This window comes from Brevibacillus brevis (assembly GCF_022026395.1).
GTDB lineage: Bacteria > Bacillota > Bacilli > Brevibacillales > Brevibacillaceae > Brevibacillus.
The window spans coordinates 4,163,193-4,189,138 of record NZ_CP041767.1; the positions used below are offsets into that span (position 1 = coordinate 4,163,193).

Consider the following 25,946-nt stretch of genomic DNA (forward strand, 5'->3'; position numbering starts at 1 on the left):
AGAAATCCCTCCAGTCAGTAATAATTATCTGATTAATCTGTCTTATCAGCATATTATTATTGTACCACGAAATTGGTGTTTTCTAAACCTTTTCCATAAACGAATTTTTAAAAATTTATATGAATCGACAAATAAAAAACACCCGCTCGTGATGAACGGGTGCTTTCGTACTTGTTAGGAGTTCGTGCTCGGACCATCTGTAGTTGAAGGACCAGCATCCTGATTGGACGGCGGGATGTCCGGCGGTGGAGTAGAGTTGTTGCCGTTATTACCTGTTGGTACAGTTTGTGTTGGATCAGTCGCAGGCGTCTGTGCTCCCTGACCTTGATTTGTCGACTGACCTTGCCCTTCTGGGTTTACGACATCAGGTGGCGGCATTGCGCCTTCATCTGCTGTACCATCTTGATTGCCTGTTGAATTTGTCGGCTCTTGTTCTTTCGGAGCCTCCGTTTTATGTTTTGCTGACGTTGACGCAGCTGATTCTGTCGTTTTCTTCTTAACGCTCTTCTTGTTGCTTGTCGCAACCGCTTCACCAGAACCGAGTATCGGGGAATTGTTAAACGCTACTGCACTCCCGGTCACTCCCATCTCAGACTGCAAGGAATCGCGAACAGACTCAAGCTTTTCTTTTTCGAGATACGTATATCCTCCCTGCCAATATGCCCCATTATCCAATGCAGTGACCGTAGAGGAATTAAATCCTTTGAAATCGTAGGCCAATCCTTTGATCTGATCTTTGGAAAGATCGGTATGTATATTCTTGGCACCTACGTCCATAACGTTAAATATCTTCGTCAAGCCTTCAAGAGAAGCCGCTTTGTCCACGACAGCCTTGATGACCTCTTGTTGGCGGCGGTTACGGTCGAAGTCACTGGAATAGTACTTCGTTCCACGGTTGTCATGACGATGTCGTACATAACCAAGGGCTTGCTCGCCATTCAATTTTTGAAGTCCTGGCTGGAGATTGATGTGTGTATCGTCAGTTGGATCATCGTATACCAGTCTGCGATCCACATTGACTTCTACTCCACCCAATTCATCAATGACCGCTTTGAAACCATCAAAATCAATGGCTACAAAGTGCTCAATTGGGATACCCAGTATTTCATTCAACGTTTTCTTTGTTAAAGAAATACCATCTTCGGTAACCGTCTGGTTATTGCGCTCTGCTTGCCTGCGTTCTGCTTCGCCATTGGCATAGACAGAATTGATCTTATGGTAGTCGCGATAGCCTGGGATCTTGACGCGTGTGTCCCGCGGAATCGATACCATGGTAACTTTCTTCGTCTTCGGGTTAGCAACTGCCACGATCATTACGTCTGTATTCATGGAACCTGTTTCAGGACGGGAATCAGAACCAAGCAATACAAACGACATTGGCTTATCCGAGTGGTAAACAGGATCGACATTTTGGGATACTGGCGAAGTAAATCCATTGTTTGTAGGGCTCGTTACTTCCGTCAGAGTGTCTTCAATTTTCCAATAAATTGCTCCAGCCACACCACCAACCAGCAGCAAGGTGATCAATGTGAAGGATATCACGAGTTTACGTATTTTTCGACTACGGCTCGGCTGTTTCTTTCGAGAAGCTGAAGCGCGTGTTTTCACAACAGTATCTGGCATATGAATCAGTCTCCTTGTTCGCGCACGCTTTTTGACAAAGTAAAGGGAGGCACGATTTTGAATTGTGCCACTCGACAATATGCACCACTTTTTTCTTCAGTTGGCAATACTCTGATTCAGGTATTGTACCATAACGTTGTCTGCATTTGTAGAAAAATGTTCCTTTAAACGAAAAGTCCCCCATCTTTTTGTCGATAAGGGGGACTTTAGTTTCACATATCACTTTTGGCTTATTGCAAGCCGCGTGGTGCCTGACTAAATCCCTGCACAGGACCTTCAGGACGTTTGTTTTTGGAGCGGTGTGAATCTCCGCCCTGTCGAACATGGCTCTCTTGTTTCCCGTTCACATCATTCGATTTCTTTTCCATGACATACACTCCTCCTCTGTACCAACTAACGGGTAGTGTACGTCAAGCTATGTATTTTCATTCCCTGTCGAGGAACTGTCTTTCTTTAGCGGCATAGTAATCTTTTCGTGCCAAAAGGACATCGATATCGTATCGTCCATTTCCTTTTGTTCGCATTTCGGCCAGAGCAACGCCGAAGGCTGCTTGTTCTGCAAGGGACAACGTTTTGTTTTGCGCATAAATGATCCCGGCAGCAAACGCATCTCCCGCAGACTCTCGAATCGGCATAGCCGGGGCAGCAAGCCATTTTTTCTCCCGTTCAGTGCACAGCCACAGCCCTGCCTCCCCACAAATGACCATGACCTGATGAATACCTTCAGCCACCAATTTTTTCGCGCATACTTCTACATCATTATAGGAATGAAGGGTTTGGCCACCTAACACTTCCAGTTCATCAATGCTCGCGACGAGTATATGAACGCCTTCAAGTAACCCTTTCCATTTTTCTGCTTTTTTCACAGAAACAGGGTCTACGATGACCTTTTTGTCGAGTCTCCTCGCTTCCGCCAAAAATGCCCGCATAACCTCGCCGGGAAGATTGGCATCAAGAAACAAGCCTGCAGCCTGAGGCAAGCACTTAAGACCTTGCTGGACAATCTCTGCTGGCCACTCTTCATTTAGTTCCATATCAGCAACAGCCGTGTACAATTCACCATCACGATCACGAATAGCCAAGTAGCGCCCAGTCGATTTCCCTGCGATTCGCAACATGCCATGGGTAGCCACTCCACTACTTGCTGTGACCTGTCTTAACCACTCGCCATCTGCATCTTCTCCAACCAAAGCAAACAGCTGCACTTCTTCTCCTAGCCATCCCAGATTTTCCGCCACGTTTCGAGCTACGCCGCCTGCCGCTTGATGCACTTCACCCGGATTACTTGTTCCGGGCAACAGTCTGGCAGAAGTGACTCCCTGCACGTCAACATTGGCTCCACCCACGCATAGCCAGTATTCTGTTATACCTTCCAGCATTCCAGCATTCCCCCTAGCCTTCTGCTCATGGTCTAGTCCATTGTGCTTCTCTCTTTTTTCGACAGCGTCTTCCTTTTTACCTACCTTTTTAAAAACTTCCTGACAGATCAAATCCTTTATATCCAACCATCATATTCCCAGCATTCATGGATGACGTCCTGTAGAATCCGTGCTACATTGAAAAAAATGAAAAAGTAAGTTACGAAAGAAAGGTTGGGATGAACTGACATGAGTGCCTCATCGACACCCATTCAATCTACACCTGCAGGGACTGCGGCACCGACTGTCTATCGCATGCTCTTTGCCATTAGCATTGCGCATCTGTTAAACGACAGCTTGCAAGCAGTCATCCCTGCATTGCTTCCTATTGTAGAGAAGAATCTAGCATTAACGTTTACACAAGTCGGAATGATTTTGCTTGTCATGAATCTTACTTCATCTGTTTTGCAACCATTCGTCGGTTACTTCTCCGATCGCAAATCGATCCCTTTATTGCCACCTCTGGCGTTGATCGTATCGGGATTGGGGATGCTTGCACTCGCTTTCTCTGGCAATTACTATTTCGTACTCGCAGCAGTCGCCTGTGTTGGAATTGGTTCAGCCATCTTCCACCCAGAAGCCTCACGCTTCGCCCACTTGGCATCTGGTCCTCGCAGAGGGCTGGGGCAATCTATTTTTCAAGTTGGGGGAAATGCTGGTCAAGCACTCGCTCCCTTGATGACGATCTTGGTCTTTGCGAACCTGGGACAGACAGGAGCTGCCTGGTTTCTGCTGCCCGGGCTATTAGCTAGCGGCATCTTGCTCTATGTTGCGCTCTGGTATCGTGGACAACAGCGTTTGAAAAAGGCCACTGCCGCACCTCTCACGTATACCAATCGAAACAAGCGGCTGATTGCTCTCGGCCTCCTGATTGTCATCGTCAGTGTGCGTTCCTGGATGAATGCTGGTTATCAAAGCTTTTACCAGTTTTATTTGATGTATGTGAAAGATATGGATTATGCCAACGCACAGCTTGTCATTTTTGGTTTTCTTTTCGCAGGAGCGATTGGGACATTTTTTGGTGGACCGCTGTCGGACCGGTTCGGAAAAAGGAATTTGCTCATCCTCTCCACACTCGGTTCACTGCCGCTGACATTGCTGACCCCTTACGTCTCCGGCTTTTGGGCCTTTCCATTACTGGTGATCAGCGGCTTTATCATGCTTTCCAGCTTCTCCGTCACGGTCGTATATGCCCAAGAGCTATTGCCTGGCAAAATCGGTACCGTATCCGGGCTGATTATCGGACTTGCCTTCGGAATGGGAGGCATGGGCGCTCTCGTATTCGGCTATCTCGCCGATCTCTACAGTCTGAGCTTTGTCATTCTGTTATGTTCGTTCCTCCCGTTGATCGGGTTTATGGGCTTTTTCTTGCCGAAAGACAAAACACTCCGCGAATGGGCTCACTAATCTATACCAATAAAAAGTCAAAACAAAAACCCGAGGACACACATCCTCGGGTTTACTTCATGTTAGGGAAGCTAGACCAATACACCTGTTGGTGCGCCCAGCACTTGGGCAATGACTGGCGGATACACTTCAGGCGTACCATACAGTCTCCAAGTACCATCCTCACCTTGACCGAACAAGCCATGGATCATCCAATCTGCTGACAGCATAGTACCCCAATCAACGCCAATAGACAGCTTGATTGTCTCGCCATTCGCACGTTTTGCCGTACAACCAGATGCAGTGATCTCTTGCACGAGCAAGGATTCTTCCGTGATATTTTTGAGCGCCACCGTGTTGCTGTAAAGATTTTGAGTCGCTTCTTTTTCCAGCACACCACGCAAGCGATAGGATTCCGGCAATGTTTCCTTCAACTCGGCGAACAGTGGCTGCATGACAGGATAAAGCGTGTATGGTCCTTGCTTATCCAGCCACTTGAAGAACGCCGTCAAAACAGACATCAGATTGGTTGCCAACGTTTTGGTCGTTGCGTCCGTGCGCGTGAAAATGTCGTGGACGAGGAAGTATACCAGGTCCTCTCTGCGCAACTGCTCCCATGTGAAAGATGGGCCAAACGCTCCTCTGACGAATGAACGGAAGTTGTTCATGACCTCATCGTACTTTTTGACGGTTGCTTCCGACTTGCCATCGGTCATCTCTTGCACGAAGCGATTGATGTCCGCAAGTCTGTCAGGATGTACAGTGTACACACTCTCCGGCAATCCCTCGATCAACGGACGGCGCAGCAGGTTATGCACATGCAGGCTGTCATTTGACAACGAGAGACGAGGACGAAGCATGTCCATTCGGATAAAGCGAGCCAATCCTTGTCCAACTTTATGATCCTGTTCCATTTGCTCCATCAGTTTGTGGAGTTTTTCATGCAGCTCCTCGTTTTCAGTAGCCGCAACCAAGAGCGGAGCCAAATCATCGAGCTGTTCATGGGAAGTAACCAGCCATTTTTCAGCAAAATAAGTTTGGACTGCCCACTGCAGCACTTTTGGTGGCAAAGTAGGCTGACTCGTGATAAACAGAGTTCCTTTGGATAAACGAGAGCCCGTTGAAGTAAGAACGCGGATCTCCTCTTCGTTCTCAAATGCAAGCAGCAGCAAAAGCTCTGCGACTTCGTCCAACTGCCGTGCATACCCTTCCAGAATCAGGCTGTCATCTTGCAAAATCACTTCTGCTTGTACTTCGTATAGCTCCAGCAAGGCATCCTTTAAATTCGGGAACAAATGCTCTTCCTTGCGTGTCGCATATACCCATGTCTCACGAGCACCATCCCGTTTTTTCAGCTCAAATGAAGGATTCGACTCGATTACTTTCAATAGCTGTTTACGGTCTGGCATAGCATAGGTACGACGCAGAAGCGATTCTTGCTTCGGCGCTTCCGACTCACTTGCCGCTTCACCAAATTGAACGATGAAATGATACAGCTCTGTCGTATAGCTTCTCTTGCCCGTATCTGTCTTCGCAGCTTCTACTTCTGGATGCTGTTGTAACCACTCGAGCAGGCTTTCCTTGACATGTGGCTGCAAGATGATGCTGCCAGAGAAGAGCATATCACGCAGACCCAGATTCAGCAGGCGCCCTACGATCAATTGTCCAGGGACAACATTCAACGTATTGGCACGAAGCAGATAGTGTTTTTCTTCCGAAATCGGGTGTTGAACCGTGATGACATCACGCTCCACTTCCACGATTTCATAAACATTCAGGTGCAATCCAGCAAACGCACGGCGAAGATCAGGCTCCATCCGACGTCCATGCTGTTTGATATAGTTCTCAAGCAGCGTGCTTCCACCTGTTTTGACGTCCAATACACACCAGTTGAAGAAATGGGCAGCCCATTCAGGACGTGCGACGCTCTCTTGGGTCAAGCCTACTTCTTCGGCAAAACGATTGCGTGCTTCTTGAATCGTCTCACTGGTTACGTTTGCGCCGACAAAATGATTCAGTCTTTCGACCCAGCCAGCGTATTCTTTTTGCAGCTTTTGCTCGTGGCGGCTACGCAGCTCCGTAATAGGAGTAACAACCCCACAGCATTTTTTGTATTTTTTTCCGCTCCCACAAGGGCACAGTTCGTTTCTTCCTACCGACATAGAGGGTTTGGATCTCCTTTCCATCCCACGCGGCATGCGCGGGGAATCATGCACAATCCCCCTATTTTACCGCATTACTCGTCATGTGTTCAAGTGTTCTCGCTTTGGTTCATGTGCGATACCCACATCCGTGTTGTTGCTTTCCCATTGGACAATAAATTGTTCCAGACGATTCATCAACCTGACGATGCGCTGCTTCTCGCCCATGCATGCTGAAATAGCAGAGAGTTGGTTCGTGGCAAAAAGCTCCACCACTTCCTTCTCCATTTCTTGAAGGCGAATCCGATAGCCCGCGATAACCTCGCGCAGGATGGCAAATCTCTGCTCTAACCGGATCGTAGCCTCAAGTTGACTCATTGTTGCTCACTGGTCGCTAGCACCTGTTGAATGCCAAGTACGATCTGCTCATGCTTATGTTTCTCTTTCATGAGCACTTCTATAGCTTGCATATTGCTTTGTTGAAAATGAGCGACAACTTCTTGGGACATTTCTTGGTTTCTTGTCTCCAAGCGGCTGATAGCTTCTTGCATCAGTTTTTGTACTTCCTCGAGAACTTGCTGGTTGGTAATGGTAGACATAGTAGCTTCCTCCTTAGTAAATAATCGTTCTTGTTGTTCTTCCACCTGGTGTAAGGGATTCGCTGGTTCTTCCGATGCAATTTCTTCTGAGACGGACTCGCTGTTTCCTATCGATACAGAAGGGGCAGCAACAGCAACCTCGAGGGCCGCCTGCTCTTCCTTGGAATCTTCGCTACGAGCAATGATGTACATGGTATCACCGTCAATGCGGAAGCGGTCATCTTGCGCTGGGAGAAAAGCAGCATCTGCAGCAATGCCTACTTCCTGCTCCAGAAAATGGACTAATGTGCGAGCAGAAACCTGCGTAATGCCATTGTCGCGGCAAAACTCATACACTTGGTCATTGCCCAAAGTCCACTCTGCCAAAAACCATCTGCTGTCGCCTTGATATTGCACAAAGCGAGGATCGCGTTCCAATTGCAGCATACGAAGAATCTGATTCCAACCAAACTGCGTTTGACGACGCAGCTCTGCGACAATTTGCTCAAGCTTTTTTGGTGTTTGGCTATCGCGCAAATAGCGATGAGCCAAGTCGTACACTTGATGCGGCTGGTGAGTGACCTCTACGATCGCCTCTGAGCTTCCAACTCGCACTGGAGACTGCTCCATGTTCAACACTTTATCCAGTATTGTCTTGCAGTCCAGATCCAAAAAAGCATTCAGCTCATTCGCTTCCATCCGGGAGCAGATCTCCGTACGTGGAAGGGAGCGCTCACCGGGCCGGAATACCTTTTTTACAATACTTGGTAGGGTATAAGTTGGCCGTTTCATTGCACTTTCTCCTTCTCGTGATCGGCATTGTTTGCCAAATCAAATGGGAATCAAGAAGTTATTCTACAAAAAGAAAAAAAATCCTACCTGCCTTGAAGTGTTTATGAATTCCGATAATGATGAAAAGGAAAACCCGACGTGGCTTCTACACCATATCGGGTATTGGTTATTGGGTAGCTTTCCATTCCAGCCAGGTTTCCTCCACCGCACCCGTTGCAGCATCAATCTGCAGAGACTTGGCATCGGCTGTCGGTAAATAGGCCAGCTGCGGCAGTTTCGCAGAATGCGTCCCTACCTTCGGATACCAGTAAGCCAAGCGCAGATTTGCTTCTTTGACATACGCATCCTTTGCTTTCTCACCCTTCACAATACCGTCTTTACTGAAGGTAGCAGGCATGGACGGCAGGTCATTTACTTGAGCAAGGACTACATTGCCCTTCTTTGCGTCCACTTCCAGGTAGAACAGTGGTCTCTTGGTAGGGATACCGTCAATCTCAGGGTGAAAAGCAAAGCTACTGATCGGCCGCACCAGATTTTGATCTGCCCAACCTGGCAGATTTTCTACAAGACTCGTCTCCTTTACAAAGAAGGATTGTTCTTTGGATGATAAGTATTTCTCCACAAATTGTACGGCGATGTTTTTTGCCTCATCATGCGTGAGCGGCTTCTCAAGCTCCTTTTCTACGGGACCGTCCAGTTTGAATTCAATAGGTGATTTTGTTTTACGGTCGAGCGTAATCCACGCGCTTTGATACGAATTCGCATTCCATTCATGGCGATCGATATCACTGTTTTTATACTTTTTGTCTTCTTTTACATTTTTGTACGTGCGTTGATTCAGCTTCAGGCCAAAATCCTTTTCGAGCATCTGCTCCATTTTTTTCGTATCTCGCCAGACGCCCATGTCTGCTGTTCCTTTGATTTTCATCGACTTATTCTCTGTTTTATAAACAGATGGAACTTCTTCACCAGACAGGGCATCTATCGTAGGCAATTGGTCAGGGACGTAAACAAGCTTGCCCGCTGACTCATCGTAGACCAATTCCAAGGATACCTTGTCTTGCCACTCCTTCATTGCCTTCTCTAGCGGTACAGCCTTGCTTGGGTCCGCTACTTCTTCTGCGGTTGGAAGCTTTAGCTTTTCTTGCTGAAAATGGACAACCTGACCCTTTGCGTCAACCATGACCCGCGCTGTCTCTTTATCCACCCATGTATTGTTCAACTGTGGGTAGACACTGACAACGGCCAGATGATCCAGCTCAGATGCGCGATCGAATGAAAGCATCGCTTGCGGGGAAATAACATGATCAACTGTTATGTAATTCCGGATAAAGTCCACAGCCTTTTGATAGGCTTCCTTTTGATTGATTTTGGTTGTTTTGTCCCGATTCACATCATACAGGACAAAACTGGTCAAATCTCCTTTTGCATTTGTGGAGATAGTGAGCGTTGTATTCGTGGTAATGACACTCTTTCGGTCCGAAAGATTAATGACATACCCCGAGTTGCTTGTCCCTCCGTATGAGTCCACATGAAGGTCTTTCATGAGAGGCACATAGTCCTCTTTCAATTCTGTTAACAAGTGGACGATGTCTTCTGGCAACTCAATCGGTTCCAGACTCGATTTGCCATCATACGCATAGGAAGACAACGGATGCAGAAGTGCCACTGGTGTCGTGACCATGCTGACTGCCAAGACAAGCATGGCAGCTCTGTTTCGCTTTTTCATAGGAATACCTCCTCATTACAAGACATTACTGTTAAGACGAGCTTCCTGCAAAAACGTTTCTGATTTATCTAAAAAAAGCCAACTGCTTCGTTTTGCTTGGCAGTTGGCTTTTTGTTCCATGGATTAATACCCGCGCCAGACTTTTCGTCTAAGCACGCCAGCATACGCCCATTCCTCTTCTTCCGGCATGTCCGCTAGTGTTTGGCTCAAAGCGTTCATTTTGCTGTCGATCTGGTCCAGGTAATGGAACATGACAGCTGTAGGCGTTTTTCCGGATACAGCACTTCCCCAGCCGTTCTCTACCTCTCCATGATGACTCAAAATGCAATGCTTCAAATGCAGAACCTCCGCGTCCCCTAAAGAAATATCGAGCTTGCGGCAAATGCCGCTTACCATCTCGACTCCCATGACCAAGTGACCAATTAGCTGACCTGGCGTGGTGTAATCCGGAGCGATGGGATCAGATAGCTCGTACAGTTTTCCAATATCGTGCAAGATGCAAGTCGCAATCAGTACATCCCTGTCTACTTGGGGATACAGTGGCAAGAGGCTCTGTGCCGCTGTCAACAGAGAGACGATATGCTCGAGCAAACCGTGATAATAGTTGTGGTGCATACGAACGCCAGCCGGATAATGGCGAAGGCGATCCTGAATCTCCTCTGTTGCCAACGCTTCTTGAATAATGGCCTTGAGCGTGGCACTCCGCAGGCTTTCGACTGCATGGGTAAGCTTTGTCCAAAGTTCATCTACTGGAACGGGCGAGATCGGAATAAGCGACTCCATCTGAACTTCGTCTGAAGCGGCAGCCGGTCTGATCCGTTGAATCACTAGTTGCTTTTTCCCACGGTACATTTGGACGGCAGCGTCGATCTTCACGACAGACTTGACGTTAATCCATTCCTTCATTTCTGCATTGACATCCCACAGCTTTGCCATGATCGTACCGGAGCGGTCTCCCAGCTCCAGATTTAAGTATTCACTCTGATTACTCGCTACGCCCGCTTCCTTGTTTTTGATCAGGCAAAAGGCGACAACACGCTCTCCCTCTTGATAATCCAATAAATATTTCATCTATTTGCCCATCCTAGCTTATTTTTTTCGGAACAGGGTTTCTTCCAGCTTTTTCACTATTTTTTTGCCGACCAAATCATCCGCTGATCGAATCACCTTCGTAATGACGGCCAAGAGGTCTTCTTCGCCATTCCAATGCTCGCGTACAATCGACTCATCGATATCCACCAAAATCTTGCGCAAAGCATAAACAGCCAGAATGACGTCGTCCAGAAGTCCGAATCCGCCGACTAATACCTCTGGAATAAAATCAATCGGCGTAATGAAGTAGGCAACCGCTACACCCGCTAACGCTTTTGATTGAACACCTACGCGCTTGTCCAGCAGAAGGCGGGCCAAGAGAACAAACAAATCTGGTGCAAGCAAAATAAAGTTGGCTACAGAATCATTGACTCCCTTGTCTTTAATGAACGCTTCGATTTTTTCACGCAATTTATCATAAAATCGCTGATGTTTTTCCGGTAATACTACAGGAACCAGTTCGGTTGGCTTGTGAACCACAGGCAGTAGATTTTCGTTGCGGTTTTCTTCACTCATTCTGATCCCTCCGTAATTGCTTTTTTACATTTGCCTTGTGCCTGAAATACGACCAGGCTGCGATCAATGCCAGCAAAGCGATAAAGAAGATCGCAAGGTTACGGGCAATCAAATCAAACAGCTCATCCCAGCGTTCTCCTAATTGCCAGCCCAGCGTCACGAAAAGCAAGCTCCAAAATAGCCCACCCAAATAGGTATAGAGCATGAAAGTCGGAAATGGCAATCGCGTGATCCCGGCAAAATAGGCCGTAAACTGGCGAACACCAGGGATGAAATAGCCTAACGGAAGCGCCCATTTACCGACGCGATTAAACCATTCTTCCGTTTTTTTGTAAACGGTATAGCCCATCCCCAATCGTTTTCCATATCGTTCGAGAAAAGCGTAACCTAATGTTCTGCCGATCCAGTATGCCACCGTCATCGCCGTAACAGAACCGAGAAAGCAGACGAAAAAAGTAGGCCAATAATCCAATTTTCCCGTTGAGACAAGAAATCCGGAAAAAACGAGCAGCGTTTCTTCAGGCAAGGGCATTCCCAAAATTCCCAGAAAGAACAATCCAAACAAGGCGCCATACCCATATTGCGAAATATAGTCACCAAAGGTTCCCATTACACCTTCCACGAATGTCACCACTTTTCCAGCAAGCTGCCCTCTTCCATTATGCCAAAAGAAAGGCGCATTCACAAATCAGAGCTCCTATGGCAACTATTAATTTTTGCCAATTGGGAGATACTCTACAACAACAACCAAAAAACGAATCCAGCTTCACCATTCGCCATACCCTTAGGGAATTTTGCGGACAAATGACTTGGGACAAACGAGGGATAGCACGGATGTGGAAAAAAGCATATCGAAAGCTAAAATTCGAATACTACAAGGTGCTGAGAATGAAAGGGGCTCCAGCTTTTGTCGCCCGCGGATTTTCGCTCGGAATCTTCATTGAGTTCATTACTCTGCCTACTTTTGGCATCGCGTTTCTGTTGCTTTTCCCGCTATGCAAGCTGTTTCGTGCCAGTTTGCCTGCTGGTTTGGTTGCGTTTGTCATCGGAAAGCTCATCTTACCGCTTTTCATTCTTTTCAATTACAATATTGGATACGTGTTGATCGGCAAACCGTTACAAGGGCATTCGAACCATCACGAGTCTGGGATGCAATGGCTTGTCTGGCTGAGGGAAAAAGGACTTGTCTTTTTCACCGGGAGTGCCATCATGGGGCTTTTTGTCGCGTTCGCGAGCTACTTTCTCGTTTTAACTGGCCTTCAATGGTATCGCCGCAAGAAACTACGGCGCTCATTACCTGAGGAAAGTCCTAATCCCTAATTGCTCGAACGAAAAAGACCGGTCCGACAATCGATGTCAGTCCGGTCTTTTTTGCTCGCAATGTTATGCAAAGTAGCCTTTATCGTGCAGGTGCTCCATGATTTCGGCAACAGTTTTGTCTTCTTTCAAGAGCTCCACGGTTACTTCCACTTGCTCTGGGGACAAACCGTTCGCTCCGAGGCTTTCCTTGATCAACACGTCGTTAGGGCGACGGAAGTACGTTTGCAACGTACGCTTCACACGTCCTTCCAGACTTGTTCTCAGCATCAATTCAGTCGTAGACATCTGTTCCACCTCTTTCCTAGAAAGATTTGCGTAACCCCTATTATCTTATAAAACCGTGGAATAATCAACCTTTCTGCGAAAGAGCTTCCTTGCATAGTTGATCCCAGTTTTGCTCATGGGAAGAACGGAGATGTTCATCGATCGATACACCATCATACGTCAGTTGGGAAAACTGTTCTTTGAGTACATCTTCCTCTACGTTATTGGCGATACCCTCGAAAACAACTGCACGTGCATCCAACAAATACTGGCGATCCCGTTCAATCCGATGCAGGATTTCCTCGCGTCCTTTGGCAGGTACTCCGTGCCCAGGAATGACTTCTTCCACTTCTCCTTGGAGAACCAACCGTTCGATCTTTTCCAGACTTTCTAAATAGGCACCGCTGTCATCGATAAACGGAAACTCCAAATTGGATAGCATGTCACCGACAACAAGCAGCTTCTGCTCCCGGAACAAGGTCGCCATCTGATCGGCTGTATGTCCTGGTACAGGCAAGAAAAAGACTTCCTGCCACTCTTGTGCATCGTCCACTAATTTCGTGAATGTCGGCATTCCTACTTCATACGATCTGACCACGTAATACGACCCGTCAAACTTTTTCGCTTTGTTTAGCTTACTCTCGATCCGTCCATCGGTCAGGATTTCCTTTTGCGCAATGACTGTGGCATCCGAAAACTTGCCTACTCCGACAACATGATCCCAATCTCCGTGAGTGAGGACAAGTACGAGCTCTCTTCCATTCCTCTCACTTTGCACATAGTCAGCAATCGCCTCTATCTCATGAGGAAAATAGGCCGGATCAAACAAGTAGAGACGTTGCTCGGTTGCTACGACTGCACTGGTCGTTTGCCATAGACAACTTGTAAACAGCTTGTAGGATTTTGCCATATCTATATGCCTGGCATGATATTGCGCTTATGCTCAGAGATTCGATGCAGGTAATCGATGCGTTCTTTGGCTTCCGGTCGAGTTTCCCCTGTAATCAGCAAACGATCCAGATCCTCATAAGTGAAACCCATCTCCTGTTCATCCGTCTGTCCTTCCCACAAATCGGCAGAAGGCGGCTTCGTGATGATTTCTCCAGGCACCCCGAGCTCAGCAGCAAGAATTCGCATCTCATGCTTCGTCAAGCTAGCTACTGGATTAAAGTCGGCAAGACCGTCTCCGCCTTTTGTCATATAACCAACATGAATCTCGCTGCGGTTGCACGTATCCGCTACCAAGTATCCTTTTTGGTTAGCGATGGCGTACAGCACTGTCATGCGCAAGCGAGCCTTTGTATTTCCCTTTGTTTTGTCATCAAGCCCAAGTACAGCCTCGATCGCAGGTACCAAAGCATCGTAGGCAGGCCCTACATCTACCGTGTGCAAATTCAATCCAATCGCTTCAGCAAGTCGCTTGGAATCTGTTTCATGAACGGTTTGCGAGTAAGCAGGCAACCAAATGCCAATGACGCGTTCTGAACCTAATGCACGCACACACAGCGCTGCTGTAACGGCACTGTCAATCCCACCAGAGATACCAACGACTGCACCGCCAAGGCCATTTCCGTCAATTTGCTCACGAATAAAGGCAATACGTTTTTCCACGTCTTCTTTTACATGAATCTGGTAGTTCGCCAGATGTTCTTGAAACTTGTCCACGCTACCTACCCCCAAGGTTGATTATTTCTTCCTCATCCTACCATGCCGTTTTCGGTGTGGCAATTGGCGCAGAACAGGACTACACTATATACTATAGAGAGTTCTTGACTAACGAGGAGAAGGAGAGAGTCGATGATTATCCTCAAGACACCTGAAGAAATTGAACTCATGCATGCAGCAGGTCAGATTTTGGCTGCTTGTCATCGTGAGATTGCCAAGATGATTCGTCCAGGCATTTCTACCTGGGAGATTGATCAATTCGTTGAAGAATTTTTGGCTGAAAATGGCGCGACCCCTGAGCAAAAAGGGTTTCATGGATATCCTTATGCCACATGCGGTTCAGTAAATGATGTCATCTGCCATGGCTTCCCGAAAAAAGAGCCTCTGCGTGATGGCGATATCGTTACCATCGACATGGTTGTTCGCAAAAACGGTTGGCTGGCTGACTCCGCTTGGTCTTATGAAGTGGGAACCGTGTCTCCGGAAGCGAAAAGACTGCTGGAAGTCACTGAAAAATCGCTGTATCTCGGTATTGAGCAAGCTGTCGTAGGCAATCGGATCGGCGATATTTCACACGCCATCCAAACGTATGCGCAAGCACAAGGCTACTCCGTCGTGCGCGATTTTACCGGACATGGTATCGGTCAGGAAATGCATGAGGAGCCGTTCGTTCCTCACTTTGGCCCTCCCGGGAGAGGTCAACGCCTCAAAGAAGGCATGGTCATTACCATTGAACCCATGCTGAACATCGGGACGTATCATGCAACGGTCGATGAAGATGGTTGGACAGCACGTACTCGCGATGGGAAGCTGTCCGCTCAATACGAGCACACCCTCGCTATTACCGCGAATGGACCTCTTATCTTAACAAAACAATAAGGATGTACGAAGAGCCCTTGCATTGTCAGGGCTTTTTCTTTTTCTCCCAATGTGCTCTGTCGCACATCCAAACGTTGACATCCCTTCTGCCGCTCCGTATGATTCAAGTACGCTTTGTTACTACTCAGTAACAAACTTATCCGACCAGCAACCGCTAAGCACAAGGAGGGTTCCATCCCATGTCCGATACAATCTCATCTAAGCAACTGCGAGATATCCCATTGTCTGTTCTCGATTTGGCACCTATTACGGAGGGTAGCAACGCTGCTGAATCGTATAAAAACAGTCTCAATCTGGCGCAACAAGTGGAAAAATGGGGCTTTACACGTTATTGGCTCGCTGAACACCACGCAATGCCCAGCGTAGCCAGCTCTGCCACCTCCGTTCTCATTGGTTACATTGCCGGCGGCACCAGCAAAATCCGTGTAGGTTCAGGCGGCATTATGCTGCCCAACCATGCTCCACTCGTGATCGCCGAGCAATTCGGGACATTGGAGTCCCTCTATCCAGGCCGGATCGACTTAGGTCTAGGACGGGCACCCGGGGCGGACCAGCGAACAGCACGTGCGCTACGCCGCGATTTGCGGGTTGGCGGAGAGGATTTTCCAGAGTTATTGGAGGAGCTGCGTGAATATCTTCGTCCACGAACAAGCGAGTCGGCATCTGCCATCCGCGCTATCCCTGGCGAAGGTCTGAACATCCCGATCTGGCTGCTCGGTTCCAGCGATTTCTCAGCGCGACTCGCGGGCATGCTCGGATTGCCGTTTGCTTTTGCTGGGCATTTTTCACCGAACTTCACCTTGCCCGCCTTGCAGACGTATCGCCATTGTTTCCGTCCATCGGAAGTACTGGATCAGCCATATGCCATGGTTGGGGTCAACGTGATGGCAGCCGATACGGATGAGCTCGCGAATCGACTCGCCACTTCCCATTACCAGGCATTCTTAAATCTCGTCCGCGGTGATCTCAAGCCAATCCAACCACCTGTGGACAATATGGATGAACTGTGGAGCGAATTCGAAAAACTGTCTGTCCAAGCTCAACTGCGTTCCTCCATCATTGGTAGCCCTGTTACCGTGAAAAGCAAACTGCAAGAGTTGCTCGATGCCACAGGAGCAGATGAGCTCATGATTACAACGCAAATGTACCATCATGCCGATCGTGTGCGCTCTTTTGAAATTGTCGCCGACGTCTGGAAGTCCTGAATGGGGGATGGTATATGACGGAAGCAAAACGGCCTCGCGTGCCTCGTGAAAAAGCACATGAGATCATCTTGAACGCTGCTGAAGAATTGTTTTATCAAGAAGGGATCCATGCCGTCAGTGTAGACGCCATCGTTGAGCGTGCCGGAATGAATAAAATGAGCGTCTATCGGCAGTTTTCCTCGAAAACAGACCTGATTCTCGCCTACATGAAGCGCAAGCAAGACGTTTTTTGGCAAGAGTGGGAAGAGAGCATCGCCAAACATCCCAATCGGCCACGAGAGCAACTTATTCAGTTTTTTGCTGATCTGGCTGCGCGCGCGTCCAACGAGCAATTTCGCGGCTGTTGCTTTATTAATATAGCTGTCGAGTTTCCTGATCCGGTTCATCCAGTTCGCGAGCTGGTTTGCTCCCATCAGAAACGAATCCGCGACGCTTTTTTGGAACGCACGACTGCCCTTGGCGCTGCGAATCCATGCGAGTTGGCCTATACGCTGATCTTGTTGATGGAAGGTACTTACGCGGATAGCCAGACGTACGGAACCGATAGTGCAGCGATCCGCATGGTTCCTGGCATCGTAGAAAAAGTTTTGGACCAAGCGCTTCCCCATTAAAAAAGTGGCTCCCTGCCTTCTTCCGGCAGTTGCCACTTCCTCTTTTTGTCGCTCATGAAAGATGCTTTAGCGCTGAGCACTGGTCGCATACTTTTCTTGTTTCGCCGTCATTGCTTCTAATTCTTTGACGTCTTGTTCCAAGTCATGGATGTCTTCTTCAATCAGTTTTTTCAGATGTTGCTTTTCCCGCAGGATTTTGCGGGTTTGCTCCAAACGCTGATTCAAATCGAACACGCCGAGATACACTGCTTTTCCCTCCCTATGTAGGTTTTCCACCTTATATGTTATGCAGCGATTTCCGGAAGTTGCCGACCATTTTTTTGGTGGGATCAAAATAGGTAAACGTGAAAAGAGACTTCCCGTGAGCGTAATGCCCAGGAAGTCTCTTATTTGCTTTAAAGCCCTTTGTATTTGCCCAATTCTTCGCGCAGGCGATACACTTCCTGTACCAAAGCACGCTTTTCCAGACGGTCAATCTCTTGATCCAAATCATTCATACGTGCATGTCCACTATATGGCGCATCATACATTGGGAAGCTGTCAGAAGCGTATGACCACTGCTGTTCTTTTGGCATGATCATTGCCATCAGCAAGTAAAGCAGAATCGGTACTCCTGTAAAAACAGTAAGAACGACAACTCCTATACGTACCAGCGTAGAGTCAATGCGCAAAAACTGCGCAACCCCACCACAAACTCCAAATAACCGTTTATCATGATGCGAACGATATAGTCGTCTTTCCATCATTGCTTCCACCCTCTCTACAGTATCCGCTTGCCTTGTATCTACAGGATACCCGATAGGCGATTTCGGTAAAATGGTCCGTAGAGGGATTTGTCCTCCGTCGCTGGACGGAGATCAATCATTTGACAGGTGGCTCATAAACGGGACGTGGACGATCAAACTGTTCGCCCAGCGTCGCATACGTATGACCCGCTAATCGGCTGACGGGTGCAAATGCTGTAGCATCAATCCGTCCTGCATGATACAACTCATCCACTACATGTACATGCACCACTTCCCCGATAATCAAATCCGAAGTCGTTGGACTCCCTAATTCCACAATCTGATGCAGCTTGCACTCAAAATGGATGCGGGATGCACGCAGCCTTGGCACCTTGACGCGAACGGATGGTGCGACTTCCAGCCCCAATGCCTCTACCTCACTGATCTGCGGTGGATAATCAGCAGAAGTCTGATTGACTGCATCCACATTGTGTACGTCCACCATATTGACCACGAATTCTCCCGTTTGCATGATGTTTCGTGCCGTATCTTTTGGGACACTTCCCGGCTTGCGCATGACCGCAACCGAGACCATCATCGGTTCAATGCTGGCAACATTAAAATAACTGAAAGGAGCGGCATTGACGATTCCTCCCTCCGCTAACGAGGTAACCCAAGCGATCGGCCGCGGGACGATACACCCGATCAAAAGCTTGTATTTTTCCTGCCGCTCAATCTCATGAATGGCGATTTCCATTGCGTTTTTGCACCTCTTTCTATTCCTTCGGTGGCAACCAGCTTGCCATGTATGCGTCATCCTCAATTTCCAACGCTTGCTTTGTGACGTGTAGCGGGTGGAATGTGTCCAGCATGACAGCCAGCTCCTGCGTTTCTTTTTTCCCAATGCTCGCCTCTACCTTGCCTGGATGCGGCCCATGTGGAATCCCCATTGGATGCAGGGTGATAGACCCCTCATAAATCCCTTTTCTGCTCATAAAATTGCCATCTACGTAGTATAACACCTCGTCACTTTCTACATTACTGTGATAGTAAGGCGCAGGGATCGCTTGCGGATGATAGTCGTACATCCGCGGAACGAATGAGCAGATGACAAAGTTTTGACCGGCAAAGGTTTGATGGACAGGTGGCGGTTGATGAATGCGTCCAGTAATCGGTTCAAAATCATGAACACTCAGTGCATACGGATACAAATAACCGTCCCACCCCACCACATCGAACGGATGGAAGTCAAAGAAGTAGCTGTAGACCACGGACTGGCGTTTGACTCGCACCTCGAAGTCTCCGCTTTCCACATGCGTCACCAATTTTTCCGGTACACGAATATCACGTTCACAAAACGGCGAATGTTCCAATAATTGACCATGCTCGTTGCGATAACGCTTTGGTGGCACGATCTCATTCTGGGACTCAATGACAAGAAAACGACTCTGCACAGACGGTACTATCCGGTAGGTCGTGCCAATCGGAATGACAAGGTAGTCGCCAGGCTTGTAAGTGAGCGTACCGAAAATCGTTTGCAGCTCTCCCTCACCTTGATGGACAAAAACAACTTCATCCCCATCTGCATTGCGATAAAAGTAATCCATCGGTTCTGTTGGTGCGCACACAGCCATGACGACGTCGTTATTCCCCAGCATGTAGCGACGTCCGAAAATCGGGTCTCCGCCCGGCTGAACATCAAACGTTTTAAAATGCTGATGCTTCAAATCAACCTGCTCCACATATTCCAAGCGGACGTCTGCATATTTGCGCGTCTCCCTCACTTGGGTAGGTGGATTGTGGTGATACAGAATCGATTGAATCCCAGAAAACCCTTTTGTTCCCATCACTTGCTCGCGGTACAGTCCCCCATCCGGCTTGTAAAACGTCGTATGCCGCTTTTTTGGAACTTCCCCCATTCGTTGATAAAAAGCCATACGTTCCTTCCTCCTTTTTTCATCCTTATTCACAAATCGTATTGCGAAGCACACCGAGGCGTTCCACCTCTAGCTCCACTACATCACCTGGCGCAAGCCAAGCATACTGCTCTGTTCCCAGCTCCAAAATGCAGCCAGTCCCTACTGTTCCCGATCCGATAACATCTCCGGGATACAAGAAGCAATCCTCCGAAGCACGGGCAATCATTTCTGCGAATGTATAGTGAATGTCCTTGAAGTTTCCTTTTGAATACTCTCTGCCATTAATGCGTGCCACCATTTCCAGATTGTAGCGGCTGCCCTTCTCGCCTGTGATGCGTACATCCGCAAGCTCCTCCGGTGTAACCAGCCAGGGACCCATGGACGTTGCGAAATCTTTGCCCTTGGCTGGCCCCAAGCCAACCTTGACCTCCTCCCGTTGTATATCCCGGGCGCTCCAGTCGTTTAAAATACAATATCCAGCGATGTGCTCTTCCGCTCGTTCTACTGGAATGTTTACTCCAGCTTTTCCAATCACGCAGGCAATTTCCAGCTCATAGTCCAGCCACTCGGTTGCTTTGGGTCTGCGAATATTCGCTTGCGTCCCCGTAAAAGCTGCTGCATTCGAAAAATAAAAGACGGGGAAATGGTACCATTCGGGCACCATCGGAAGTCCGCGTTTGGCTCGCGCTGTCTTCACATGAGCCTCGAAGGCGTAAAAGTCACGAAAGCTGGCGGGACGCGGAAGTGGCGAGCCTAGCTCGACTTGCTCCAAATCCCAGCCTTCCTCTGCCTCGTACGCGGTTTGAATAACGGGTAGCCAGTTTGCCCACTCCTCGAGCAAACCTAGCACTGTACTCGGCGCCCCCGGACACGCATGCGCAATATCTTTGACTTTTCCTTCGCGCACGAGCCCCGCTCGCCAAGCATCCCTTTCCCTTTCTCGATAGGAAACCAGCTTCATGAAACCCTCTCCTTCTCTTGGGCAATAAGAAAACCTATATCGATGCTTGCTCAAGGATGAGCGACCGCGTATTAGCGGAATGTTTTCCGTACTATCGGGAAGAAACCCGAAGAGGTGTATGCTTTCCGATATGACAAGAAAACCCAGCTCACCCCCAAGGCATTTCCGGCGCATGACAAATAAAAAAGGAAGCCCTCTTTGTCAAAACGATCCGAAACAGGCATCAGGCGCAAGCTGGGTCTCGTCTGCTACTGAAAAAAATCTTTGCGGGATTTTCCCCCGCAGACAGCCAGCTATTCTCTGTTATGTTTCCACATATTTGAATTGAATTTCTTCTATCATATCGAAAACGCTTACAGCTTTCCAGAGGGAAATGACGAAATTTTTCGCCTAAGTCATTTCCTTGCATGGATCATCGGGAAAAAATTGTTGAACTAGCTGTTCCATATCACTTGGCAGCGGCTCCTCCCAGCTCATCGCAAGACCGCTGCGCGGATGGACAAAAGATAGCCCCCATGCATGCAAAGCTTGTCTGCCGATATGCTCCCGTTCTCCTCCGTACAGATCATCTCCGGCGAGTGGGTGCCCTTTACTGCTCATATGTACGCGAATCTGATGCGTGCGCCCCGTCTCCAGCTTTACCTCGACAAAACTCATACCTTCCCCTCGGGCAAGCACACGATAATGGGTAACAGCCGTCTGCCCATCCGGTCTTACCTGTCTGGTGATAAACGAATTTTCCGCAAGGCCAATCGGCGCATCAATCGTACCTTCGTCTGACTCCACGATTCCTTGAACAATTGCTCGATAAGTCCGCTGCAACGTCCGGATCTGCTGCATACGACTGAATTGTTCATGTGCCCATTGATTCTTGGCTACGATCATCAAGCCTGATGTATCTTTATCCAAACGGTTCACCGCTCGGAACTTTCTGTTTTCGCCACGACTTTTCCAATAAGCGATCATCCCGTTTGCCAAGGTTCCGCTAGGATGATTTCCTGTCGGATGAACAACCAATCCCGCTGGCTTTGCAATGACCATCAAATCCTCGTCCTCGTAACGGATGGAGAGCGGCATATCCTCTGGCGCGACGGTCTCTTCCGCCTCTTCTTCAACCATGACTGCTATTTTATCGCCGGCTTGCAATTTTTCGTTTACAAATACGAGGACGCCATTCCGTGTAATGGAGCCTTTAAACTTGGCACGAATGAGCAAGCGCCGCGATACACCATACCGCTTTTGCAATACTTCTCGCACGGTTTGCCCTGCATCTGCCTCATCAACCGTGAAGCTAATTAATTCTTCCAGCATGTTGTCTCTCCTTTAAGTCTTCCCTTCTCCTCAGTATAGCAAAAAACGATCAGGCTGTTTGGCCACGACCGTTTGGATGTCTATCATATGTTGTCTTTCACTTCGATAACAAATGCATGACCTGCATCGCCTTGGGTCCACTGACCGCGAACATCGAACAAATACCAGCCCGGCTGTTCGGGTGCCTTCCACTGATTGCCGTTTTCCACTGCTTGCTCAACTTCTTTCACGCCGTCCCATTGGGTTACCTTGAGCGTATTTGCAGTTGGCTGCTGGGCAAAAGTGACAGTCAGCGTCGCCCCGGGCTTTACTTGCAGGGGTGCAGGCTTTTGCTCTGCGACGAGTTCCGGTGGTGCCGCCGTATCCTTGCAGATCGCCTCGCTATTATAGCTCCAGCAGGAAGATGCCGGCACCGTCGCAGCTGTTTTTCCGCGCCATTCAATGACTGGCTGTGGTGGTTCCGCAAGCTGCGCAGTCCCTTGCGCGGACGATCCATTCCCACACCCCGTCAATAACAGTGTCGCTATCAGAAATAGTTGACCAAGCCATTCTACCTTTTTCATCCAATCACCTCAAACCTATGACGCGAGAAAAAAGGCATTCGTTTCATCCGACTTGGCTCCGGTCGATCATTTCCTTATGATTGCCAAACACTTGTTGGAATCGAAAAAGAAGTAGAGACCTCTTTCAAATAATCATCGAGCTGCTCTGCCGGATTTTGGATTGGCTTGCCATGGCATACTTCCAAATGCCGTGGTCGCAATTGGCGGACGATCAGACTGCTTTTGAGTGCTTGCGCCATATCCGCCGTAAACATCGGCATGGGACGATGCAATCTGCCGTGTTTGGAAGTAAACAAATCTCCCGCCAAAAGCACTCCATCCTTTTCGTGAAAATAAACCACATGCCCCGGAGAATGACCGGGTGTCAAATAAGGTTGCAGCCCGCCAACGGCAGCTATATTTCCTTCGGCATCCTCTGGCAAAGGCTGCGCCAAGCCAGGCTGTACGTTTGCTTCCAGCTTTTTACGACGAGGATATAGCTCTTTCCCTTCCATATACGGAATCTCGATTCGATGCGCATAGACTGGTACAGATTCTGCCTCCGTGATTTTTTTTAACGCCCCAACATGATCCGAATGACCATGCGTCAGCAAAATTCGCTTGAGTGGGCCTGCATTCAACTGCTTGATAAAAGCCATAATCCGTTTCGCCATAAATGGCATTCCTGCATCGATAAGCGTAACGCCATCCTCCTCCCTGACAATCCAGACCCGCAAAGGAATCAACAACCACGCTTTGATACACCAAATGTTCGCTGAGATTTGCTCCACTCTGATCATTCTCTCGTCACTCCCTGTTCATTATTTTTTGACTGCCTGCAAGAAAAACATCTATGGATAAAGCGAATGTAGGGGCTAGCCTTTCCATTAAGCTGTCCAATGGTTCCTCGGAATGTGTATACGTACCGACGATGCCATGCAACATGTAGAAGTATATCCGTGCATGGGCAAGCGCTTTTTCTTCCTCTATCTCGCTTGGCAAGCAACGTCTTACAGCCTCCCTCAACAAACCAAACAATTGATTGCGCAGCGTTTGCAATTCTTTTTCCGGTTCCTCTACATCAATACGAGAGGCTTTGATCATGAAGAATAAGGTATACATGGTTCGATTGCGCAAGCAAAAGTGAATGAACTGACTGCTGATTTCCCGCAGAATCTCTTCTGGTGTTCTTCTTTGTTTGGACAGTGTTTCTTCCATTTGTAGAGCCAAGCTCTGCAAAGGTTCTTTAGACAGATGATGAAGCAGTGCTTCTTTGTCCTTGAAATAAATATAGAGGGTTGTATGGGAACAGCCGGCTGCTTTGGCGATTTCCCTGATAGATACCGTATCAAAGCCTCGGGTAGCGAAAAGGTCTGCTGCCGCCGTCAAAATGGCCCGTTTCGTTTCTTCCGAGCGTATTTCCTGTTTGCTTGCCATGCGAGATATTCAGCTCCTTACCTCTTTAAAAACTTTATAACCGATGGTTAGTAACCGTTGGTTATAATATAACCACTGGTTATAAAATCCGTCAAGACTAATTTTCCCACTTGCTGCAAATAAAAAAAACTCCCTTCTCGTCCTTGGACAAAAAGGGAGCTTACTTATGAAAATTGCTTATTTCGCAGCTTGTGCAGCAGCAATCGCAGCTTCGTAGTTTGGATGCTCACCAGCGGCAGCCACATACTCAGCGTGTACAACCTTGTCGTTTGCATCGATTACGAATACAGCGCGAGACAAGAGACGGAATTCTTTGATCGCTACGCCGTAAGCTGTACCGAAGCTCAGGTCTTTGTGGTCAGATACTGTTTTCACTTTGTCGATGCCAGCAGCACCGCACCAGCGGTTTTGCGCGAATGGCAGGTCAACGGAAACAGTCAGCACAGTAACGCCTTCCAATTTCGCAGCCTCTTCGTTGAAACGGCGAGTTTGTGCATCGCACACGCCAGTGTCAATAGAAGGGATTACGGAGATGATGCGAACAGTGCCTTTGGAATCTTCCAAAGTTACAGGGGACAGATCGCCACCTACTACAGTAAAGTTAGGAGCAGTATCTCCTACTTTGATTTCAGGACCGAGCAGTGTTACAGGACCACCTTTGAATACAAACGCGCCTTGACGCTCAACAGCAGTTGTCATGATTTCTTCCTCCTCACCAAATCTTTCAGTATGTACATCAATTATCATACCCTATCATTCACTTTTTTTCACTATGCCAATAGTAGAAATTACAGATTCACTTGCACTTTCCCGCTTCGTTTGGCTTGGACCTCAGCGATTCGCTTCACTTCATGCTCGTACTCCCAATCCGTTTTCGCATTCAGCTCATGACAGCGCATCAGCGCGTGATAGAGGGCAAATGCAAAGGTCACCTGCTTCATTTCGTACCGCGTTCCATAAGCTTTCGGCAATGCCGTGTTGATAATCTCAATTTGATATGTGGCTTTTTCCCGCTTGTCCCTGACTGGCACGATATACCCCATATGCTTTAGGACATGACCGTAATCGAATTGTCCTTCATCGTCAAAATCAATGGTGTCGTCCGATGTTGCCAAATACTCCAGCAAGGTCCCCATATCGAGCGTATCGAAGCAAGCGGGCTGTGGCATGGACAAAACTGAGCCGTCATTGTTTACAAAATAAATATGGTCGCGATAATGAAAGATCAGTTCATCTTCTGGAACTTCGTCGGCAAACATCCAGTGATTTTGCGGAATCAGGTAACGCCAGATTTGTGCGGGTTCACAATGGAGTAATTCCATGGCAGGGTCCCTCCTTTTCCCTACCAGTTTTGGCAAAACTAGCACTGGCTATTCAGGCAGCTCCTGCATGTAGCGTCGCCAATTTCCATCCGCAATGTGCACCCCTGTTTGCTTGACCAGGTCTTGATCCAAATAACGATAAACAAAGACATTCACGACCTGACCTGTTCCTTCCATGGTCGCTGGAATGATGATCCGTTCATATTCATTGCGCGGATCACCCTCGCCATAGTACGTCTCCAGCTCGTCCAGTCCAGCTAGCGCTTGCTCGTACACGTCAGGGGCAAACGTAACGATCTCCCCCACAACCTCCTGCTCTCCTTTCAGCAATCCCGGATAGCCTGCCGGTAAATGATAGATCTCACCTTGAATCGTCGCAGATGTTGCCTCATGTTGATACGGTTTCACGTAATTCCTATGATTTCCAAAGCCCGCCAAAAGTGTGCCGTACACAAATACAGGCAGCTTGTCGTTCTGATTGTTCACGCTCATCCATCCTCCTGTGATCGA

30 protein-coding genes are annotated in these 25,946 nt (G+C 48.2%); 5 read left to right on the forward strand and 25 right to left on the reverse strand.

What is annotated here, in order from left to right; all coding sequences use genetic code 11:
- Nucleotides 1-174: 174 nt before the first annotated feature.
- From FO446_RS19715 to FO446_RS19725, 3 genes are all read right to left on the reverse strand, one after another.
- Nucleotides 175-1,623: an LCP family protein gene (locus FO446_RS19715; RefSeq protein ID WP_237898885.1), complete on the reverse strand. Its 1,449-nt coding sequence runs from the start codon at nt 1,621-1,623 to the stop codon at nt 175-177.
- A gap of 230 nt (nt 1,624-1,853) precedes the next feature.
- Nucleotides 1,854-1,991 carry a hypothetical protein gene (locus tag FO446_RS19720; protein WP_007717021.1) on the reverse strand — a complete coding sequence of 46 codons (138 nt, stop codon included), beginning with the start codon at nt 1,989-1,991 and terminating at the stop codon, nt 1,854-1,856.
- 57 nt (nt 1,992-2,048) lie between these two features.
- A complete protein-coding gene (locus tag FO446_RS19725) occupies nt 2,049-3,002 on the reverse strand; it encodes a carbohydrate kinase family protein (RefSeq protein ID WP_221868814.1) in 954 nt (317 codons plus the stop codon).
- Between the two features lie 228 nt (nt 3,003-3,230).
- Here FO446_RS19725 and FO446_RS19730 point away from each other — a divergent pair, with 228 nt between their 5' ends.
- The gene (locus FO446_RS19730; protein ID WP_221868813.1) at nt 3,231-4,448 is read left to right on the forward strand and encodes an MFS transporter; all 1,218 of its coding nucleotides are present in this window, start codon (nt 3,231-3,233) and stop codon (nt 4,446-4,448) included.
- Between the two features lie 71 nt (nt 4,449-4,519).
- Here the strand turns inward: FO446_RS19730 and FO446_RS19735 are convergent, their stop codons facing one another.
- The 7 genes from FO446_RS19735 to FO446_RS19765 all read right to left on the reverse strand — a co-directional run bounded on the left by FO446_RS19735 (nt 4,520) and on the right by FO446_RS19765 (nt 11,885).
- Nucleotides 4,520-6,589: a YecA family protein gene (locus FO446_RS19735; protein ID WP_221868812.1), complete on the reverse strand. Its 2,070-nt coding sequence runs from the start codon at nt 6,587-6,589 to the stop codon at nt 4,520-4,522.
- A gap of 81 nt (nt 6,590-6,670) precedes the next feature.
- Nucleotides 6,671-6,946, reverse strand: coding sequence for a hypothetical protein (locus tag FO446_RS19740; protein WP_173612276.1), 276 nt, complete (start codon nt 6,944-6,946; stop codon nt 6,671-6,673).
- Nucleotides 6,943-7,938, reverse strand: coding sequence for a hypothetical protein (locus tag FO446_RS19745; RefSeq protein WP_173612275.1), 996 nt, complete (start codon nt 7,936-7,938; stop codon nt 6,943-6,945). The genes FO446_RS19740 and FO446_RS19745 overlap by 4 nt, the downstream gene beginning before the upstream one ends.
- A gap of 166 nt (nt 7,939-8,104) precedes the next feature.
- Nucleotides 8,105-9,667, reverse strand: coding sequence for a YcdB/YcdC domain-containing protein (locus FO446_RS19750; RefSeq protein ID WP_237898886.1), 1,563 nt, complete (start codon nt 9,665-9,667; stop codon nt 8,105-8,107).
- Nucleotides 9,668-9,790: 123 nt separating this feature from the next.
- Nucleotides 9,791-10,738, reverse strand: coding sequence for a 3'-5' exoribonuclease YhaM family protein (locus tag FO446_RS19755; protein ID WP_173612273.1), 948 nt, complete (start codon nt 10,736-10,738; stop codon nt 9,791-9,793).
- Nucleotides 10,739-10,756: 18 nt separating this feature from the next.
- Nucleotides 10,757-11,275 (reverse strand): YkvA family protein, encoded by a 519-nt coding sequence (locus FO446_RS19760; protein WP_173612272.1) that lies wholly within the window; start codon nt 11,273-11,275, stop codon nt 10,757-10,759.
- Nucleotides 11,268-11,885: a DedA family protein gene (locus FO446_RS19765; RefSeq protein ID WP_255688732.1), complete on the reverse strand. Its 618-nt coding sequence runs from the start codon at nt 11,883-11,885 to the stop codon at nt 11,268-11,270. Before FO446_RS19765 ends, FO446_RS19760 begins: the two co-directional genes overlap by 8 nt.
- Nucleotides 11,886-12,109: 224 nt before the next feature.
- On the opposite strand from FO446_RS19765, the gene FO446_RS19770 reads away from it, so the two are divergent.
- A complete protein-coding gene (locus tag FO446_RS19770; RefSeq protein ID WP_237898887.1) occupies nt 12,110-12,595 on the forward strand; it encodes a DUF2062 domain-containing protein in 486 nt (161 codons plus the stop codon).
- A 63-nt stretch (nt 12,596-12,658) separates the two neighbouring features.
- On the opposite strand, the gene FO446_RS19775 is transcribed toward FO446_RS19770, so the two are convergent.
- The 3 genes from FO446_RS19775 to nadE all read right to left on the reverse strand — a co-directional run bounded on the left by FO446_RS19775 (nt 12,659) and on the right by nadE (nt 14,524).
- Nucleotides 12,659-12,880: a hypothetical protein gene (locus FO446_RS19775; RefSeq protein WP_017250368.1), complete on the reverse strand. Its 222-nt coding sequence runs from the start codon at nt 12,878-12,880 to the stop codon at nt 12,659-12,661.
- A 64-nt stretch (nt 12,881-12,944) separates the two neighbouring features.
- Complete coding sequence (locus tag FO446_RS19780; RefSeq protein WP_173612270.1) at nt 12,945-13,769, reverse strand: MBL fold metallo-hydrolase; 825 nt, start codon at nt 13,767-13,769, stop codon at nt 12,945-12,947.
- 2 nt (nt 13,770-13,771) lie between these two features.
- Nucleotides 13,772-14,524: an NAD(+) synthase gene (nadE, locus tag FO446_RS19785; protein ID WP_221868810.1), complete on the reverse strand. Its 753-nt coding sequence runs from the start codon at nt 14,522-14,524 to the stop codon at nt 13,772-13,774.
- A 132-nt stretch (nt 14,525-14,656) separates the two neighbouring features.
- Here nadE and map point away from each other — a divergent pair, with 132 nt between their 5' ends.
- The 3 genes from map to FO446_RS19800 all read left to right on the forward strand — a co-directional run bounded on the left by map (nt 14,657) and on the right by FO446_RS19800 (nt 17,219).
- The gene (map, locus tag FO446_RS19790) at nt 14,657-15,403 is read left to right on the forward strand and encodes a type I methionyl aminopeptidase (protein ID WP_173612268.1); all 747 of its coding nucleotides are present in this window, start codon (nt 14,657-14,659) and stop codon (nt 15,401-15,403) included.
- Between the two features lie 179 nt (nt 15,404-15,582).
- Nucleotides 15,583-16,608 (forward strand): LLM class flavin-dependent oxidoreductase, encoded by a 1,026-nt coding sequence (locus FO446_RS19795; RefSeq protein ID WP_197243633.1) that lies wholly within the window; start codon nt 15,583-15,585, stop codon nt 16,606-16,608.
- A 14-nt stretch (nt 16,609-16,622) separates the two neighbouring features.
- On the forward strand, nt 16,623-17,219 hold the full coding sequence (locus FO446_RS19800) for a TetR/AcrR family transcriptional regulator (protein ID WP_221868809.1): 597 nt from the start codon (nt 16,623-16,625) through the stop codon (nt 17,217-17,219).
- Nucleotides 17,220-17,285: 66 nt separating this feature from the next.
- On the opposite strand, the gene FO446_RS19805 is transcribed toward FO446_RS19800, so the two are convergent.
- The 12 genes from FO446_RS19805 to FO446_RS19860 all read right to left on the reverse strand — a co-directional run bounded on the left by FO446_RS19805 (nt 17,286) and on the right by FO446_RS19860 (nt 25,928).
- Complete coding sequence (locus FO446_RS19805; RefSeq protein ID WP_047068559.1) at nt 17,286-17,465, reverse strand: hypothetical protein; 180 nt, start codon at nt 17,463-17,465, stop codon at nt 17,286-17,288.
- Between the two features lie 149 nt (nt 17,466-17,614).
- A complete protein-coding gene (locus FO446_RS19810) occupies nt 17,615-17,965 on the reverse strand; it encodes a PspC domain-containing protein (protein ID WP_173612265.1) in 351 nt (116 codons plus the stop codon).
- 115 nt (nt 17,966-18,080) lie between these two features.
- Nucleotides 18,081-18,701 carry a flavin reductase family protein gene (locus FO446_RS19815; RefSeq protein ID WP_173612264.1) on the reverse strand — a complete coding sequence of 207 codons (621 nt, stop codon included), beginning with the start codon at nt 18,699-18,701 and terminating at the stop codon, nt 18,081-18,083.
- Nucleotides 18,702-18,720: 19 nt separating this feature from the next.
- Nucleotides 18,721-19,881, reverse strand: a complete 1,161-nt coding sequence (locus FO446_RS19820; protein WP_173612263.1) for a homogentisate 1,2-dioxygenase — start codon at nt 19,879-19,881, stop codon at nt 18,721-18,723.
- 25 nt (nt 19,882-19,906) lie between these two features.
- A complete protein-coding gene (locus tag FO446_RS19825; RefSeq protein WP_173612262.1) occupies nt 19,907-20,824 on the reverse strand; it encodes a fumarylacetoacetate hydrolase family protein in 918 nt (305 codons plus the stop codon).
- Nucleotides 20,825-21,214: 390 nt separating this feature from the next.
- Nucleotides 21,215-22,135, reverse strand: a complete 921-nt coding sequence (locus FO446_RS19830) for an RluA family pseudouridine synthase (RefSeq protein WP_173612261.1) — start codon at nt 22,133-22,135, stop codon at nt 21,215-21,217.
- An 83-nt stretch (nt 22,136-22,218) separates the two neighbouring features.
- Entirely contained in the window at nt 22,219-22,698 is a 480-nt protein-coding gene (locus FO446_RS19835; protein WP_173612260.1) for a hypothetical protein, read from the reverse strand.
- A gap of 74 nt (nt 22,699-22,772) precedes the next feature.
- Nucleotides 22,773-23,477: an MBL fold metallo-hydrolase gene (locus tag FO446_RS19840; protein WP_221868807.1), complete on the reverse strand. Its 705-nt coding sequence runs from the start codon at nt 23,475-23,477 to the stop codon at nt 22,773-22,775.
- Nucleotides 23,478-23,484: 7 nt separating this feature from the next.
- Entirely contained in the window at nt 23,485-24,114 is a 630-nt protein-coding gene (locus FO446_RS19845) for a TetR/AcrR family transcriptional regulator (protein ID WP_173612258.1), read from the reverse strand.
- Nucleotides 24,115-24,291: 177 nt separating this feature from the next.
- Complete coding sequence (gene tpx, locus FO446_RS19850; RefSeq protein ID WP_015892342.1) at nt 24,292-24,813, reverse strand: thiol peroxidase; 522 nt, start codon at nt 24,811-24,813, stop codon at nt 24,292-24,294.
- Between the two features lie 89 nt (nt 24,814-24,902).
- Nucleotides 24,903-25,436 carry a hypothetical protein gene (locus tag FO446_RS19855; RefSeq protein ID WP_237898889.1) on the reverse strand — a complete coding sequence of 178 codons (534 nt, stop codon included), beginning with the start codon at nt 25,434-25,436 and terminating at the stop codon, nt 24,903-24,905.
- Between the two features lie 48 nt (nt 25,437-25,484).
- The gene (locus FO446_RS19860) at nt 25,485-25,928 is read right to left on the reverse strand and encodes a gamma-glutamylcyclotransferase family protein (protein WP_221868806.1); all 444 of its coding nucleotides are present in this window, start codon (nt 25,926-25,928) and stop codon (nt 25,485-25,487) included.
- Between the last annotated feature and the right edge of the window lie 18 nt (nt 25,929-25,946).

Excerpts from the sequence above, each read along its gene's own strand:
- FO446_RS19715 (WP_237898885.1), bottom strand. The coding sequence starts at position 1,623 with ATGCCAGATACTGTTGTGAAAACACGCGCTTCAGCTTCTCGAAAGAAA.
- FO446_RS19720 (WP_007717021.1), bottom strand. The coding sequence starts at position 1,991 with ATGGAAAAGAAATCGAATGATGTGAACGGGAAACAAGAGAGCCATGTT.
- FO446_RS19725 (WP_221868814.1), bottom strand. The coding sequence starts at position 3,002 with ATGCTGGAAGGTATAACAGAATACTGGCTATGCGTGGGTGGAGCCAAT.
- FO446_RS19730 (WP_221868813.1), top strand. The coding sequence starts at position 3,231 with ATGAGTGCCTCATCGACACCCATTCAATCTACACCTGCAGGGACTGCG.
- FO446_RS19735 (WP_221868812.1), bottom strand. The coding sequence starts at position 6,589 with ATGTCGGTAGGAAGAAACGAACTGTGCCCTTGTGGGAGCGGAAAAAAA.
- FO446_RS19740 (WP_173612276.1), bottom strand. The coding sequence starts at position 6,946 with ATGAGTCAACTTGAGGCTACGATCCGGTTAGAGCAGAGATTTGCCATC.
- FO446_RS19745 (WP_173612275.1), bottom strand. The coding sequence starts at position 7,938 with ATGAAACGGCCAACTTATACCCTACCAAGTATTGTAAAAAAGGTATTC.
- FO446_RS19750 (WP_237898886.1), bottom strand. The coding sequence starts at position 9,667 with ATGAAAAAGCGAAACAGAGCTGCCATGCTTGTCTTGGCAGTCAGCATG.
- FO446_RS19755 (WP_173612273.1), bottom strand. The coding sequence starts at position 10,738 with ATGAAATATTTATTGGATTATCAAGAGGGAGAGCGTGTTGTCGCCTTT.
- FO446_RS19760 (WP_173612272.1), bottom strand. The coding sequence starts at position 11,275 with ATGAGTGAAGAAAACCGCAACGAAAATCTACTGCCTGTGGTTCACAAG.
- FO446_RS19765 (WP_255688732.1), bottom strand. The coding sequence starts at position 11,885 with ATGGGAACCTTTGGTGACTATATTTCGCAATATGGGTATGGCGCCTTG.
- FO446_RS19770 (WP_237898887.1), top strand. The coding sequence starts at position 12,110 with ATGTGGAAAAAAGCATATCGAAAGCTAAAATTCGAATACTACAAGGTG.
- FO446_RS19775 (WP_017250368.1), bottom strand. The coding sequence starts at position 12,880 with ATGTCTACGACTGAATTGATGCTGAGAACAAGTCTGGAAGGACGTGTG.
- FO446_RS19780 (WP_173612270.1), bottom strand. The coding sequence starts at position 13,769 with ATGGCAAAATCCTACAAGCTGTTTACAAGTTGTCTATGGCAAACGACC.
- map (WP_173612268.1), top strand. The coding sequence starts at position 14,657 with ATGATTATCCTCAAGACACCTGAAGAAATTGAACTCATGCATGCAGCA.
- FO446_RS19795 (WP_197243633.1), top strand. The coding sequence starts at position 15,583 with ATGTCCGATACAATCTCATCTAAGCAACTGCGAGATATCCCATTGTCT.
- FO446_RS19800 (WP_221868809.1), top strand. The coding sequence starts at position 16,623 with ATGACGGAAGCAAAACGGCCTCGCGTGCCTCGTGAAAAAGCACATGAG.
- FO446_RS19810 (WP_173612265.1), bottom strand. The coding sequence starts at position 17,965 with ATGATGGAAAGACGACTATATCGTTCGCATCATGATAAACGGTTATTT.
- FO446_RS19815 (WP_173612264.1), bottom strand. The coding sequence starts at position 18,701 with ATGGAAATCGCCATTCATGAGATTGAGCGGCAGGAAAAATACAAGCTT.
- FO446_RS19820 (WP_173612263.1), bottom strand. The coding sequence starts at position 19,881 with ATGGCTTTTTATCAACGAATGGGGGAAGTTCCAAAAAAGCGGCATACG.
- FO446_RS19825 (WP_173612262.1), bottom strand. The coding sequence starts at position 20,824 with ATGAAGCTGGTTTCCTATCGAGAAAGGGAAAGGGATGCTTGGCGAGCG.
- FO446_RS19830 (WP_173612261.1), bottom strand. The coding sequence starts at position 22,135 with ATGCTGGAAGAATTAATTAGCTTCACGGTTGATGAGGCAGATGCAGGG.
- FO446_RS19835 (WP_173612260.1), bottom strand. The coding sequence starts at position 22,698 with ATGAAAAAGGTAGAATGGCTTGGTCAACTATTTCTGATAGCGACACTG.
- FO446_RS19840 (WP_221868807.1), bottom strand. The coding sequence starts at position 23,477 with ATGATCAGAGTGGAGCAAATCTCAGCGAACATTTGGTGTATCAAAGCG.
- FO446_RS19845 (WP_173612258.1), bottom strand. The coding sequence starts at position 24,114 with ATGGCAAGCAAACAGGAAATACGCTCGGAAGAAACGAAACGGGCCATT.
- tpx (WP_015892342.1), bottom strand. The coding sequence starts at position 24,813 with ATGACAACTGCTGTTGAGCGTCAAGGCGCGTTTGTATTCAAAGGTGGT.
- FO446_RS19855 (WP_237898889.1), bottom strand. The coding sequence starts at position 25,436 with ATGGAATTACTCCATTGTGAACCCGCACAAATCTGGCGTTACCTGATT.
- FO446_RS19860 (WP_221868806.1), bottom strand. The coding sequence starts at position 25,928 with ATGAGCGTGAACAATCAGAACGACAAGCTGCCTGTATTTGTGTACGGC.